The organism is Rhodococcus sp. SG20037, assembly GCF_031763325.1.
Classification (GTDB): domain Bacteria; phylum Actinomycetota; class Actinomycetes; order Mycobacteriales; family Mycobacteriaceae; genus Rhodococcus_F; species Rhodococcus_F qingshengii.
Genome location: NZ_CP134497.1, coordinates 896090 through 908565 on the forward strand (window position 1 = coordinate 896090; position 12476 = coordinate 908565).

At 62.8% G+C, this 12476-nt stretch carries 12 protein-coding genes; 4 read left to right on the top strand and 8 right to left on the bottom strand.

Annotation, left to right across the window (positions count from 1 at the left end):
* Positions 1-10: 10 nt before the first annotated feature.
* Together RHP72_RS04195 and RHP72_RS04200 are read right to left on the bottom strand one after the other, a co-directional pair.
* The gene (locus RHP72_RS04195; RefSeq protein ID WP_165638601.1) at positions 11-835 is read right to left on the bottom strand and encodes an Abi-alpha family protein; all 825 of its coding nucleotides are present in this window, start codon (positions 833-835) and stop codon (positions 11-13) included.
* A gap of 2 nt (positions 836-837) precedes the next feature.
* Positions 838-2112 (bottom strand): DUF445 domain-containing protein, encoded by a 1275-nt coding sequence (locus RHP72_RS04200; protein WP_007734105.1) that lies wholly within the window; start codon positions 2110-2112, stop codon positions 838-840.
* A gap of 330 nt (positions 2113-2442) precedes the next feature.
* Here RHP72_RS04200 and thrS point away from each other — a divergent pair, with 330 nt between their 5' ends.
* Positions 2443-3663 (top strand): threonine--tRNA ligase, encoded by a 1221-nt coding sequence (gene thrS, locus RHP72_RS04205; protein ID WP_058039227.1) that lies wholly within the window; start codon positions 2443-2445, stop codon positions 3661-3663.
* Here thrS and RHP72_RS04210 read toward each other — a convergent pair.
* On the bottom strand, positions 3660-4106 hold the full coding sequence (locus RHP72_RS04210) for a MarR family winged helix-turn-helix transcriptional regulator (protein WP_003945852.1): 447 nt from the start codon (positions 4104-4106) through the stop codon (positions 3660-3662). The genes thrS and RHP72_RS04210 overlap by 4 nt on opposite strands.
* Positions 4107-4249: 143 nt before the next feature.
* Here RHP72_RS04210 and RHP72_RS04215 point away from each other — a divergent pair, with 143 nt between their 5' ends.
* Positions 4250-5446 carry an MFS transporter gene (locus RHP72_RS04215; RefSeq protein ID WP_311094374.1) on the top strand — a complete coding sequence of 399 codons (1197 nt, stop codon included), beginning with the start codon at positions 4250-4252 and terminating at the stop codon, positions 5444-5446.
* 81 nt (positions 5447-5527) lie between these two features.
* Here the strand turns inward: RHP72_RS04215 and RHP72_RS04220 are convergent, their stop codons facing one another.
* From RHP72_RS04220 to RHP72_RS04230, 3 genes are all read right to left on the bottom strand, one after another.
* Entirely contained in the window at positions 5528-7585 is a 2058-nt protein-coding gene (locus tag RHP72_RS04220; RefSeq protein ID WP_311094375.1) for a neutral/alkaline ceramidase, read from the bottom strand.
* Between the two features lie 95 nt (positions 7586-7680).
* Positions 7681-8409, bottom strand: coding sequence for an acetoacetate decarboxylase family protein (locus tag RHP72_RS04225; protein WP_042920495.1), 729 nt, complete (start codon positions 8407-8409; stop codon positions 7681-7683).
* Positions 8406-9266 carry an SDR family oxidoreductase gene (locus tag RHP72_RS04230; protein ID WP_064075148.1) on the bottom strand — a complete coding sequence of 287 codons (861 nt, stop codon included), beginning with the start codon at positions 9264-9266 and terminating at the stop codon, positions 8406-8408. Before RHP72_RS04230 ends, RHP72_RS04225 begins: the two co-directional genes overlap by 4 nt.
* A 139-nt stretch (positions 9267-9405) precedes the next feature.
* Here RHP72_RS04230 and RHP72_RS04235 point away from each other — a divergent pair, with 139 nt between their 5' ends.
* Entirely contained in the window at positions 9406-10611 is a 1206-nt protein-coding gene (locus RHP72_RS04235; protein ID WP_064075149.1) for a cytochrome P450, read from the top strand.
* On the opposite strand, the gene RHP72_RS04240 is transcribed toward RHP72_RS04235, so the two are convergent.
* Positions 10600-11034, bottom strand: a complete 435-nt coding sequence (locus RHP72_RS04240) for a cupin (RefSeq protein WP_003945598.1) — start codon at positions 11032-11034, stop codon at positions 10600-10602. The two genes, RHP72_RS04235 and RHP72_RS04240, sit on opposite strands and share 12 nt — an antisense overlap.
* 125 nt (positions 11035-11159) lie before the next feature.
* Here RHP72_RS04240 and RHP72_RS04245 point away from each other — a divergent pair, with 125 nt between their 5' ends.
* Positions 11160-11468 (top strand): hypothetical protein, encoded by a 309-nt coding sequence (locus RHP72_RS04245; RefSeq protein WP_253741529.1) that lies wholly within the window; start codon positions 11160-11162, stop codon positions 11466-11468.
* Positions 11469-11520: 52 nt separating this feature from the next.
* Here RHP72_RS04245 and RHP72_RS04250 read toward each other — a convergent pair whose 3' ends face one another.
* Complete coding sequence (locus RHP72_RS04250; protein WP_058039224.1) at positions 11521-12465, bottom strand: alpha/beta fold hydrolase; 945 nt, start codon at positions 12463-12465, stop codon at positions 11521-11523.
* Positions 12466-12476 lie beyond the last annotated feature (11 nt).

Below are 12476 nucleotides of genomic sequence, written 5' to 3' on the forward strand. Positions count from 1 at the left end.
GCCGGAGGCCCTACAGAGAAAAACAGGTATGACAGAAGTCGTCACCGAACGGCGTCAACAGGATGCTACGACGCACTATCTTGTTCGATCGGCCGGCGCGCTTGACCGCCTCGATCACCGATGGCTGCACCTCGACCACCTGGTACCGGTCGGCCTCGACGGGCTCGCGTGAGAACGCCACCAAACCGAGCCGATGCAGGTTGTTCAGGTACGCGCTGATGCGGTCCAGATGTCGACAGCCTGCCAGTTCTCCGATCATCGACAGACCCTCGTCGATCATCTCCGAGCCGACTCCGAACGGCCGCGCCGTGCGCACGTCGACGCTCGGTTGTGCGCCGGAGGTGGCCAGCAACCGAAGAATTCGAGCTTCGTCTGGTGCGATCTCGTCGAGGATCCGGTCGTAAGCCGGGTGCAGATCGTCGCGATCGGTCACGTCCGCGGAACGGTCCAGCAATCTGTCGCCACGTGCCCGCAGCGCCGCGAGAGTGGCCTCGACGCTCTGCTTGCGATTGGTTCGAGTTGCCATTGCTGCCCGTAGGTTCTCGGTCCGCGAGCCGTCTCCGTTGGAGTTCTCGGCCCGACGTTCGGATTGAACATTGGCCGATTCAGCGGCCTCTGCCGCGGCTTCGGCCGCAGCCTGAACGATCTGCCGCGTCGCCTCCTTCGCCGTTCCGAAAGCCCAACCCGTCAGCTTGATCGACGTGAGCGTCGTCGTGGCGGTAAGCCCGACAAGGCTACGGATCAGACGCTTTTCGACGGATTCGACCGGCGCGATGTCCGCAGCCCAGTCGTACGATTCCGCTTCGACGATCATGCGATGGTCGTGCTCACTCATGCTCATACTCCGAATATTGCGAGGTGTAGGAAACCGGCAAACGAGCCCAGCACGGCCCCGTGTACGAACAACAGCCACTCGTCCTGCTTGACGGCTGAGCGTAGTAGTTCGCTGAAATCTTCCGGTGAAAGGATGCTCATGCGTTCGGTGACGAAGACACGAATCTTCTCCGACTGGTTCTCGGCGAACTCCGCATCCTCGAAGACCCGGGGGTACAGGTCGAGCACTTCGGTGGTGGCCAGGCCGGGCAGACGCTTGTAGCTCTGCGAACCAACGGTCATCTTGACCACCGACTTTGCCCAGCCGGCTGCGTCGTCGACGGATTCGCGCAGTACCTGATCGAGCATCCGCCGCGTTCGGTCCGAGCGGGGACCTTCGAGGAGTTCGGTGCCGATGTTCTCGAGCGTCACGACGTGATCGGCGAGGGTTTTTGCGTACCCGGCGATGATCTCGGTGCGGCGTTTCAGGAACAGTCCCTGCCGCCACGGCACCCAACGGCTGGGGGTGATCGGTTCGAAGATCATCGTGATTCCGAGGTAGTTCACGATGTACCCGATGATCACGCCACCGATGGGAAGCACCCACCACTGCGGAACCAGATGGAGGATTCCGACGAGCACGAAGCCCATCGGGAACCCGAAGTAGAAGCCGAAGTTCTGCATGAACCTGAGCTCTTTGTTGCCCATCGTGCGGAAGATGTCGTTGAGCAGTTTGGGGTGCGAAGAGAGGTAGCGGATCACCATCAGCTTCGCGTCGATGAACTCGTCGATGTCCTCTTCGATGCGGTCGGTGATCATGCGCACGCTGGCCGGCAGATCGTCCTCCACCTTGCGGAAGACGGCCTCCTTCACCGACGTCGGAAGGTTGTGCCAGAGCTGAGGATTCTCGGCCGTCATGATTCTGGTGACCACGCCGCGCACTTCACTGCGAGAAATGTTCACCAAGTGCTCGGCGATGCTGTCCGGGTCCAGGACGCGATAGAAGTCGGCGATGCTGCCGACTTTCGCGAGGGATTTGTCGACGGCGATCGACGCCATCTTCTCCGCCCGCGAGGGGACGATGCCTTGCCAACCGAATCTGCCGTCGCTGGTGATCGCGGGGATCACCTGGACGCGTCGGGGGAGGAACGGGAAGAGCAGTTTGAGGCCGGGCACTTTGATCCCGTGGAAGTTAATCGGCGCAAACAGCATCAGGACGCCCGACCAATTGGTGATGTACCCGATGATTCCGGTGAACAAAGGAATGGTGATCAACTGTTCGAGCAAGTGGTCCGGCACCGTCGCACATCCTCCTCATATCCGAGAACCTCACGTTCGGACATGATTGCCGAAACTTCGCTCTTCGTGGGTGTTTCGTTGGCTACTGCTGCGCCTTCCCAGTTGCGTCAGCATAGAGGCCCGACAATTCGGGCTGTAGGTGGGTAGGAAGTTGATGTAACCTCACGTACATGGTCAGTATTGCGCACAACACGACGACGCCGGTTCTCTTCCGGCGCATCGTTTAGGAACTGCTGACCAAACCCTTTCAGCCCCGGGAGTTATCGCCCCGGGGCTTTCCTGTTTCGTCGCTCCGTGTGCGTCTCCCCTTGAACGATTTGGAGACCTCTCATGAGCGTTGACCACCGCGAACTCGGGCGCGACCTGGAGTTTTTCGCCACCACCCCCACCGTCGGGGCCGGCCTCCCACTCTGGTTACCGGACGGCGCGATCATCAGGAACGAACTCGAAAAGCTCGCCGCCGAACAAGCAGCGCGATCCGGATGCCGGGGTGTCTATACCCCCGTTATGGCGAAGAAAGAGTTGTACGAGAGATCTGGGCATTGGTCCATGTTCTCGGACGACATGTTTCCCGAAATGAAGATAGGCGGAGAGTCATTTCTCCTTCGTCCGGCTAACTGTCCTCATCACGCTCAGGTATTCGCCGCTCGCGGTCGTAGTTATCGCGAGCTACCTTTCCGCGTTCGTGAACTCGGCTCGATGTTCCGTAGCGAACTCTCCGGTGTTCTCAGCGGATTGAGTCGAGTCAGACAGATCAATCTCGACGACGCACATGTCTTCTGTAGTCGCGAACAAGTGCAAGCGGAAGTGATCGTCGCGCTCGACGCGATCGAGCGCTGCTACTCGACTCTGGGGATTGCCGAACGGAAGTACCGCCTCTCGATCAGAGGGGGAGAGGGGCAGTACCTCGGCACCGACGAGCAGTGGGCGGACGCCGAGGATCACCTTCGCGGGGCGCTGAATGCACGCTCGATCGAGTACGTGGAAGCGAAGGGGGAGGCAGCGTTCTACGGTCCCAAGATCGACGTCCAGGTGCGAGACGCGCACGGCCGCGAGGAAACACTCTCGACCGTGCAACTCGACTTCAATCAACCGGAGCGGTTCGACCTCGAGTACACCGCTGAGGACGGATCCAAGGCTCGCCCCGTCATGATCCATCGGGGCTTGCTCGGATCGATGGAACGCATGACTGCGCTTTTGATCGAAAGGTTCGAAGGGCGGATGCCGCCGTGGCTGGCACCCAACCAAGTCTCGATTCTGCCCGTCGGCGACCGGCACCAGGTTGAGGCCGAGCGTTTGCGGGCCGATCTCGAGGCTCGCGATGTTCGAGTGGCGATCGCGCCTGACGGATCGTTGGGACGTCGCATCCGCGAGGCACGCACTCACCGTGACCCGTACATCGCGGTGATCGGAGACAACGAGGTGCACGGCGGCACCGTCGACGTTCTGGTCCCCGCGCGTGGTGGGCGGGTGGTCGTCGATGCGAGTGTGTTTGTCGCTCAGGTGGTCTCGGGCATCAAAGAGCGTGCCCTGCTTCCGGCAGACTTCTAGCCGACGGGAAGCTCGTGGAGGGCGCGCACCAGTGGCGCGAGTTCGGGTGTCTTGCATGCCTCGTCGAGTGCGGCTTCGAGGGTGGCGTCGTGCGTCGGCCGTGCGCTTTCGAGAAGCTCGCGGCCGGCCGGCGTCAGCTCGGTGTAGATGCCTCGACGGTCGTCGGCGCACAGGATGCGCGTCAATAGTCCTCGATCTTCGAGTCGATTGACCAAGCGCGTCGTGGCGCTGCTGCTCAGTGCGGCAGCGCGAGCCAACTGAGCCATCCGCATGTGCCAGCCATCCTGGCGGCTCAGTGCGTCGAGCACGGTGTATTCGACGACGGACAGTTTGTGCTCACGCTGGAGCGCGCGTTCCAGTTCGGTGTCGAGGGCGCCGTGCAGTGCTGCGAGCGTGCGCCACCCTTGCGAACGGATTTCGACGGCGTCGTCGGCGATCCCCATGTGATTCTCCTTGTCCGTTTCCTGCGACTCCAGGTTACCAGCTTGCGCATGTAGCGCGCGCGTGCAACTATTTATAGCGCGCCTGCAACTACTGCGCACGCCCGCTAACGGCTTACGCGTAAATCTGTGAAAGGAACATCGAGATGCCATTGGGTCTCATTGCCCTCGCTATGGGCGGGTTCGGGATCGGCCTCACCGAATTTGTCATCATGGGCCTCCTGCCCGAGATCTCGGCTGATTTCGAGGTCACCGAGTCCGTCGCGGGCTACCTGATCTCGGGCTACGCACTGTCGGTGGCGATCGGCGCGATCCTCCTGACCGCTGCCGTCACCCGCTTCGAGCGCAAGAAGGTCCTTCTCTCGCTCATGGTGCTGTTCATCATCGGCAACCTGATGTCCGCGCTCGCTCCCTCCTACGAGGTCATGATGGGCGGACGCATCGTCGCGGCGCTGTGCCACGGTGCGTTCTTCGGAATCGGCTCGGTGGTTGCCGCCGACATGGTCGCGCCCAACAAGCGCGCCGGCGCCATCGCGATGATGTTCGCGGGCCTGACCATCGCCACCGTTCTCGGCGTTCCGTTCGGCACGCTGCTGGGCCAGCAACTCGGATGGCGCTCGACGTTCTGGGCCATCACCGTCATCGGCGTCATCGCCCTGATCGGAATTGCAGCACTCGTCCCGACGACGCCCGCCAGCACGACCGGTGGCGGATTGCGCGGAGAGTTGGGGGCATTCCGCAACAAGCAGGTATGGCTCTCGATCGCCATCACCATCCTCGGCTACGGCGGAATGTTCGGAGCCTTCACCTACATCGCCTTCACCCTCACCGAGGTCACCGGCTTCGCGACGTCCAGCGTTCCGTGGCTGCTCATCCTCTTCGGCTCGGGCCTGTTCGTCGGCAACTTCCTCGGCGCCAAGGCGGCCGACCGTTCGCTCACGAAGGCGCTGGTCTGGATTCTCGCGATCCTGACCGTCGTTCTGATCGTGTTCGCCGCCACCGCGGAGAGCAAGGTCGTGACTGTGATCTCGCTGTTCTTCATGGGCGCCTTCGGTTTTGCGACGGTTCCCGGTCTGCAGATGCGGATCATGAACTACGCGTCGGCAGCACCGACCATGGCATCGGGTGCCAACATCGCCGCCTTCAACGTCGGCAACGCACTCGGGGCATGGCTGGGCGGAATCACCATCGCCGCGGGACTCGGCTTCACCTCCCCGATCTGGATGGGAGCGGCAGTCACCGTCGCCGGTCTGCTGGTCTTGCTCGTCGCGGCGAAGATCGACCGCCCGGCAGCGTCAGAGCCGTCGACGCCGACCACCTCGCTGCACCCGACCGCCGCCTGAACCTGTCCATTGCGCTCTGACCCCATCGCGTGAACGTATCGCTCCCCTTGTCCAACAAGGGGAGCGATACGTTCACGCGGGTCAGTTGAGGCGGAATTCGGACGTCACCCCGGAGAAGGGCGTGATCGCGCCGCTACCCCGAGCCTTCGACGCACCGAAGTGTTGGACTCGATACGTACCCGCCGGAGTATCGGCCGGAACATCCCACGTGATGCGCACGACGGAACCGTTGCTCCCGACCCGGCGCCAGTGCAGTTTGGTGGACCAGTCGTTGTCGTCGGCCACGCGCGTCCAGGATCCTCCGGTATTGCGCTGGATCTCGTAGAAGGTCCCGTTTCGGTGAGTGTCGTTCTTGGGGTGGCCGGTGACGAACTCGACGGCAACCTGCCCACCCGGTGAGGTGTCGCCGGGTTGAACGGTTGCATCGCCGAATTGTGTTCCCGGCAAGGGCTCGTCGAAGTCGACGCCAGGTCCGAAGCTGGGTTGGAACCCGGACAGGTCGGCCGGAGCGGGGCCGCGAGGAGGTTCGGTGCCGTCGCGCATCGCGGCTGCAAGGGCGGCATACCCCTGCTGATAGGCCGGCAGTGTGTAACGACCGAACATCGTCGAACCGCCCTCGTACTGCTGCGAATCGTATTCCTGTGGTGTGGTGCAGTAGCTCGAGTACGAGTTCGCGTATCCCTGGAAGATGACGTTCTCGAGGGGAACCCCAAGCTCCTCGGCGACGGTTCGACGCACTCGTAATCCGGAGACGATGGTGAATTCCGCAGGGCCACCGACGATGTAGAACTGACCGATCCGCAGGATCTGGATCTTGAGTACGTTCGGCACCCATCCTCCCGGTGGCAGCAGGCCGACCGGAACGACTACGAGTTTGGGCGCCTGTGCGTCCTGAAGCCATTGAGGCACAGGAGCATCCATACCGCCCAGGGCGTCGATCATGGGGTTTCGGGTGCCCTCGGGGAAGATCGGGATTGCCGGCCCGTCCTCGACGCTTCCGGCGCTCATTGCCGCGCCGATCGCGGCCGGAGCGGTGCGGTGCTCGCGTCCGTCGGGGGTGAATCTTCCGCTCACCACCTGATTTGCCATGTCCAGGTACATGATCCGACTGTCGACGCCACCGGTGACGGTGTCGGACGCCGCGTCGAAGGCAGTTCGAGCCGCCGCAACCTGGCGCAGCCCGATGATGCGTGCGTTCTCGAATTCGTCTTCGGTCGGTCCGCGTCCGGGCTCGAGGAAGAGGTTGGGTGACATGTCGCCGCTGTTGGTCTGCGGAAACGCAGCAATGAAGCTGGTGTCGCCGTCGAGGTAGCGCACGCCCTGGTCGTCGTGCTCCCAGAAGTACGCCGCGGCGCCCTTGTTGTCCCCGGAGATGAGATGGTTCTCGTTCGTGAGCGAGGCGCAGTGGGTGGCGAACCAGTTGATCGCTCCGATGTCCTTGCTGCCCCGACTGATCCGCATGACACGCATGTGGTGGTCGTTGCCACCGGGGTAGTAGGCCTTGTCCTCTTCGGGATTGAGGTCGAACGCCACTCGCGATCGGTTGACGCTGGCATCGGTGAGATCGGACCGCCCGAAACGGACCGTGCCTGGCGCCAGGTTCTCGTGCGCAGCGCTGATCGCCTCGACCATGCCGTTGACCTCGGCTTCGAACACCTGCAGTTCGAAGCCGAGAACTGCGAGGTTGTACGCGTAGTTGTGCGAGGCCCCACCACATGCCGCGTGTGAATGGATGGCCGTCAACATGACGTTGCGTTCGGTGTAGATGTCACCGAACCTCCCGGCCAGTCGGCGCAGGACCTCGTCATGAACGGACTGGAAGATCATGCAGTTGTCGACGCACACGTAGGCGACCCGCGACCCGCCGGACTCGAAGATGAAGGCGCGTGCGCGCATTCGCTGGTGCAGGCCTTCGGCGCGTTGATCGAAGCTCGAGTAGCCCATCATGCCGACTTCGGCGACCGGTCCGGTCACGTCGGAAATTCCGACGCCCACCTGCAGTGACGCCGACGACTTGTCGGTGCGTGCGGGTGAAACGGTGCGTGCCGGCGAAGCTGCGACGGCCTGGTTCGTCGACAGAGCGGCGAGCGCAGGTGCGGCGGCAGCGCCTGCCAGTACGGTGCGTCGGGTGATCTGCACGAGTGTCCTTTCGGGCGGTCTGACGCGAGTTGGTCAACCGTCCAGGAGTGTAGCCCGAGTCACACGTGACCGAAAGGGGTGCCGTCGGCCGACACTCAGATTGTTGTGGCCTCCCCGAACGTCATCGCCAGGTTCTTGATGGTCGTGGTCATCAGGGCCCGGCGGGGGAGTCCCAGTTTCCGAAGTTCCGCCGCCATCGGGTGACTGCCCAGTTGAACCTCGGCTCCACCAGGGCGCGATTTGACGCCGGTCGGTGCCATGTCCCACGACGTGCACCTGGTGGCGCCGTCGAGATGTGAGTACGCGGCCAACGACATGTTGGCTCCGCCGCCCGGCACGCTGACGCCGGATTTCACACTCAACTGTGTGATGAGTTTGCCGTCGCGAGAGACCGATCCGCGCTTGACCGAGCCGACGTGCTCGGTGTCGAACTCGGCGAGCACCTTCGGGAATCCCCAGATTTCCCGGCCGGCGGCCTTGGTGAACTCGCCGTCCACCGGCAACTCGTGAATGAGTGCCCCTGCAGTTCCGGCAGCGAGCGAACGTAGATCTCCCAGCACCGAGGTTTCGGGAGGCGCAGTGTGGCTGCGCACCATGTACGTCACTCCGAATTCGTTGTACGGCCCCAGATCCCCGTCGATGTAGTCGACAAAAACCAGGCCGCACAGCGCCCGGCCAGGGCGGTACTGGAGCACGGTCAAGCCGGTGTAGTCGATGATCGACTGCGCGGTTGTGCTCGGTACCGAGTACAACGCCATGAAGGCCGACGCGGTGCGAACTTCGACGGGCATCTCGACCCTCTTGCCCAGAATCGTGTAGCTCATGGCGCTACCACCCCACGGAGTCCGTCGGAGCCGTAGACGGGTTCGAGCATCGAGCGGAAATCCGGTCCGCGGCGCAGCATTTGGCCTCCGTCGACGTTGATGATCTGCCCGGTGATCCAGGTGGATTGCGGTCCGAGTAGGAAAGAAGCGAGTCCGGCGACGTCCTCGACCTCGCCGACGCGTTCGAGCGGCGTGTTGGCCAGGTAGTCGTCCAGGATGGGGCCACCGTCGGTGATGAGCGCGACCAGATCCGTTCGGGTCAGACCCGGCCGGATCGCATTGACACGAATGTTGCTGGCGCCCAGTTCGTCTGCCGCCAATTGCACCAGGTGGTCGACGCCGGACTTCGAGACGCCGTACGCGCCGAACCAGCGATGTGTGTTGCTGCTGGCGATCGACGAGATCGCGACGATGGATCCACCGCCTCCTGCCACCAGTGCCCGCGCGCCGTGCTTGATCGTCAGCATGGTCCCCGTGACGTTGAGGTCGACGGTGCGGCGCCAGGCGTCGACGTCGAGTTGCGTGACCGGTGCGATGGTTTCGTTCCCGCCGGCGCAGGCCACGACTCCGTCGAGCTTTCCGGTGACGGACACCGCCGCGGCGACAGCGGCGACGACGTCTGTCTCGATCGTGACGTCGGCGGGGGAGACGCTGACCGATCCTGCGGCAGTCGCCTGCCGGATCGATTCGGCGGCAGCATCGAGTTTCTCCTTGTTGCGTCCGCAGATCGTGACGTGAGCGCCGGACGCAACGAGCGAACGAGCGATGCCCAGGCCGATGCCACTACCGCCGCCGGTCACCAGTATCGATGTGCCGGTGAAAGTGGGTATGCCCGCTGAGGCGGTGTCGTCGTCCATGCGTGTCTCCTGGTCGTTGCTCCGGCGGGCTCGCGTGCTGCTTCTGGAGGTTTTCCGGTCCGGCTTCGGTGAAAACGCCCCACGCTATATAGGAACAGGTTCTACTTATTGAGGCAAGGGTTGTGCGAGAGGTGGAGTGATGGCTACCAGACCGACCTTCGATTTGATCGACGGACGCTTCTACAGCGGAGACCTCGGGAATGTGCGCGACGCATACGCCTGGATGCGTGATCACGAGCCCGCGTACCGAGACGACGCCAACGGAATCACCGCGGCCGCGAGTTACGACGCCGTCGTCGCAGCCGAGCGGGATCCCGAACTGTTCTCCAACGCCGGTGGCATCCGCCCCGAAACCGGTCCATTGCCGCAGATGATCGACATGGACGACCCGCAGCACCTCACACGTCGACGCTTGGTCAACGCGGGTTTCACACGTAAGAAAGTCGAAGCCAAGGCCGGCCGTATCCGGGAGATCTGCGATCAACTGATCGACGCCGTCTGTGAGAAAGGAGAAGCCGACTTCGTCGCAGACCTGGCAGCACCGCTGCCGATGGCCGTCATCGGTGACATGTTGGGTGTCCGTCCCGAGGAACGCGCGTTGTTTCTGCGGTGGTCGGATGATCTGGTGAAGGCATTGGGAAGCAACGCTTCCCAGGATCAACTGCAGGCCATGATGGTTGCGTACGTCGATTTCACCGCGTACATGATGCGAACCATCGCCGAGCGGAGGAGCGACCCGGCCGACGATTTGGTGAGCACGTTGATTCACAGTGCGGTCGACGGCGAAGCCCTCTCCGATCAGGAAATCGTCAACGAATCCCTGCTGATCCTGATCGGCGGTGACGAGACCACACGGCACGTGCTCAGCGGCGGCATGGAACAGCTACTGCGCCATCCGGACCAGCGCCGGGAGCTAGTCGACGATCCCGATGCCATTCCCTTGGCAATGGAGGAGATGCTGCGGTGGTCCTCGCCGATCAAGAACATGGCTCGAACCCTGACCCGTGACACCGATTTCTTCGGCGCGCAGCTGAAGGCAGGTGAGAAGATGCTGCTGCTCTTCGAATCGGCAAATTTCGACGAGTCCGTGTTCCTGAACGCCGAACGGTTCGATGTCGGCCGCACACCGAATCCGCACGTGGCCTTCGGCTTCGGAACTCATTTCTGTCTGGGCAATCAGCTGGCCAGGTTGGAGGGACGGATCATGTTCGAGCAACTCTTCGCCAGGCTGCCGGACATGGAACTTGCCACCGACGCGCCGTTGCAGCGGCGTGCGGCCAACTTCGTGTCCGGGCTCGAATCGATGCCGGTGCGGTTTAACTCTTCTGCCCCGTCAGCCGGGTAGTTGGCAGTTAGGAGGCGCAGCATCTTCGGAGAGGGGGCTGCCCGCCGGATTGACGTAGACGACCTCGAGCACCAATGGTGTTGTCTGCGAGTTGTTTCCGATGTGCACATGATCTGAACCGCTCGGTTCGATCAAAGTATTTCCGGCGCTGTAGATCCCGTCGACGGAGCAATCGGATCGGTAGTGGCTCAACGTGCCCTGCGCGATCAGCGCGTAGAGCGTCCCGTCGTGGAAGTGCCAACCGGTGGAACCGCCGGGGTCGATGGTGATCTGACGCAGGATGTAGTCCTTGCCGTCGAAAGTCACCTGCCCGAGAATTTCACCGTGTACTCCCGTGCTCGGTGTCGCCGACGCATTGATCGGCGTCAGAGACAGCCCGATCGCTGCGGACACTGCAAGCAGAACCTGATGGCGTTTACGCATGAGCGGCCCTCCCAGACGGATGTGCTCCTGAGTGTCCTCCGTCGATGCCCGGTTTATCCCAGTTTTCGTGGATCCAGCACTGCGAAGGCAGAGGTATGCCCTTGAGAGGCGGTTACGCTCGTGCCATGCTGCAAGTCGCGACGAGGCGCCGGAGCCAGCCGCCGCCTGCGCGCTTCATGTTCGAGGCATTGATCGATCCGTACCGCCAGCCCGCCCGGCACTGGCTGGAACTTCTCGAGAGCGAGATCGCACCGGAGATCGTCAGGGCTGAAGAACCGGAGCTGGTGATCTGGTCGTCGATCTGGCCGGACCGACCCGACGCCGTCATCCGATTCGACATCGAGGCGGTCGGAAACAGCACGATGCTGCGTTGGACGATCCGATACCGCCCGAGGCAGAGGTTGTCAGAATGCGAAAGCGGCTCAACACCTTGATCAATGCGAATCTCAGGTTCAACTTCGGCCAATAAGTCGGATCACTGCCGCATTACTTGGTGTCGACTCGGCCGATCGGGTCGGCGTTGTCGCTGAATGCGGCCCGGGCCGCTGGCCAGCTGGTCTCATCGATGCGCAACGTGGTCCGAAGGTAGGCAGTACTCATCCGTTGGATGGCGGCGACCCGCTCTGGGTTCTCGTCAGTGGTCTCGGCGACTTCGTATCCGACGATTCCGCCGAGTGCGTGCTCGGCACCGTAGAAGGTCAGGAGGTCGGTGGCTCCGGGGCTGTGCGTGTAGGCGTCGGTGAACCAGTCAGGTCCGCGGCTGGACATCTTGGACTGGTCGTGGTCGCCCGCGACGACGAGTGTCGGCGTCGTCAGTTCCTGGAACGAGGGGCGCATGAACGGGAAGTTCGCCTGCGCGAACGGATGTAGGTTCTCGCCGCCGAGACCGGTTGCTGCGAAAAGGATTCCCGCGGTGACGCGGCTGTCGGACATGTCCTGGCCGACCTGGCCGGACTCGTCGAAGATCCTTGCTCCGAGGAGTGACTGAGCGGTTTGCCCGCCCCAGGAGTGACCAGTGACGGCAACTCGACTGCGGTCGATGCGGCCGGCAAGCCCGGGCACGGCAAATTCGATGGTGTCGAGCTGATCAAGGATGCGTGTGAGATCCGCGATCCTCTCAGTCCAGATCGTCGGGAAAACCGGGTGGTCGAACCCGAAACCGTTCCGGCGCGAGTCCAGATGTGTCGGCTGGATCACCACGAATCCGTGGGATGCCCAGAATGCCGTGAGTGGCGAGTATCCATCGAGGTTCCAGCCGTTGCCGTGGGAGAACACCACAACGGGGAGGTTCGTGCCTGCTGCCGGAGCAGACACACGTACTTCCAGCGGGACAAGTCGATCGGGGGCGAACAACTCGACGGGGGCAACGGAGACGACCGGGGTGCCGGCGCCGATGATGCCGTTCAGAGTGTCGATCATTGATGAGGTCATGGCAAGTTCCT

Coding starts and splice junctions, on each gene's coding strand:
- RHP72_RS04215 (WP_311094374.1), top strand. CDS start 4,250: ATGCCATTGGGTCTCATTGCCCTCGCTATGGGCGGGTTCGGGATCGGC.
- RHP72_RS04225 (WP_042920495.1), bottom strand. CDS start 8,409: ATGAGCTACACGATTCTGGGCAAGAGGGTCGAGATGCCCGTCGAAGTT.
- RHP72_RS04235 (WP_064075149.1), top strand. CDS start 9,406: ATGGCTACCAGACCGACCTTCGATTTGATCGACGGACGCTTCTACAGC.
- RHP72_RS04230 (WP_064075148.1), bottom strand. CDS start 9,266: ATGGACGACGACACCGCCTCAGCGGGCATACCCACTTTCACCGGCACA.
- RHP72_RS04250 (WP_058039224.1), bottom strand. CDS start 12,465: ATGACCTCATCAATGATCGACACTCTGAACGGCATCATCGGCGCCGGC.
- RHP72_RS04240 (WP_003945598.1), bottom strand. CDS start 11,034: ATGCGTAAACGCCATCAGGTTCTGCTTGCAGTGTCCGCAGCGATCGGG.
- RHP72_RS04210 (WP_003945852.1), bottom strand. CDS start 4,106: ATGGGGATCGCCGACGACGCCGTCGAAATCCGTTCGCAAGGGTGGCGC.
- thrS (WP_058039227.1), top strand. CDS start 2,443: ATGAGCGTTGACCACCGCGAACTCGGGCGCGACCTGGAGTTTTTCGCC.
- RHP72_RS04195 (WP_165638601.1), bottom strand. CDS start 835: ATGAGTGAGCACGACCATCGCATGATCGTCGAAGCGGAATCGTACGAC.
- RHP72_RS04245 (WP_253741529.1), top strand. CDS start 11,160: ATGCTGCAAGTCGCGACGAGGCGCCGGAGCCAGCCGCCGCCTGCGCGC.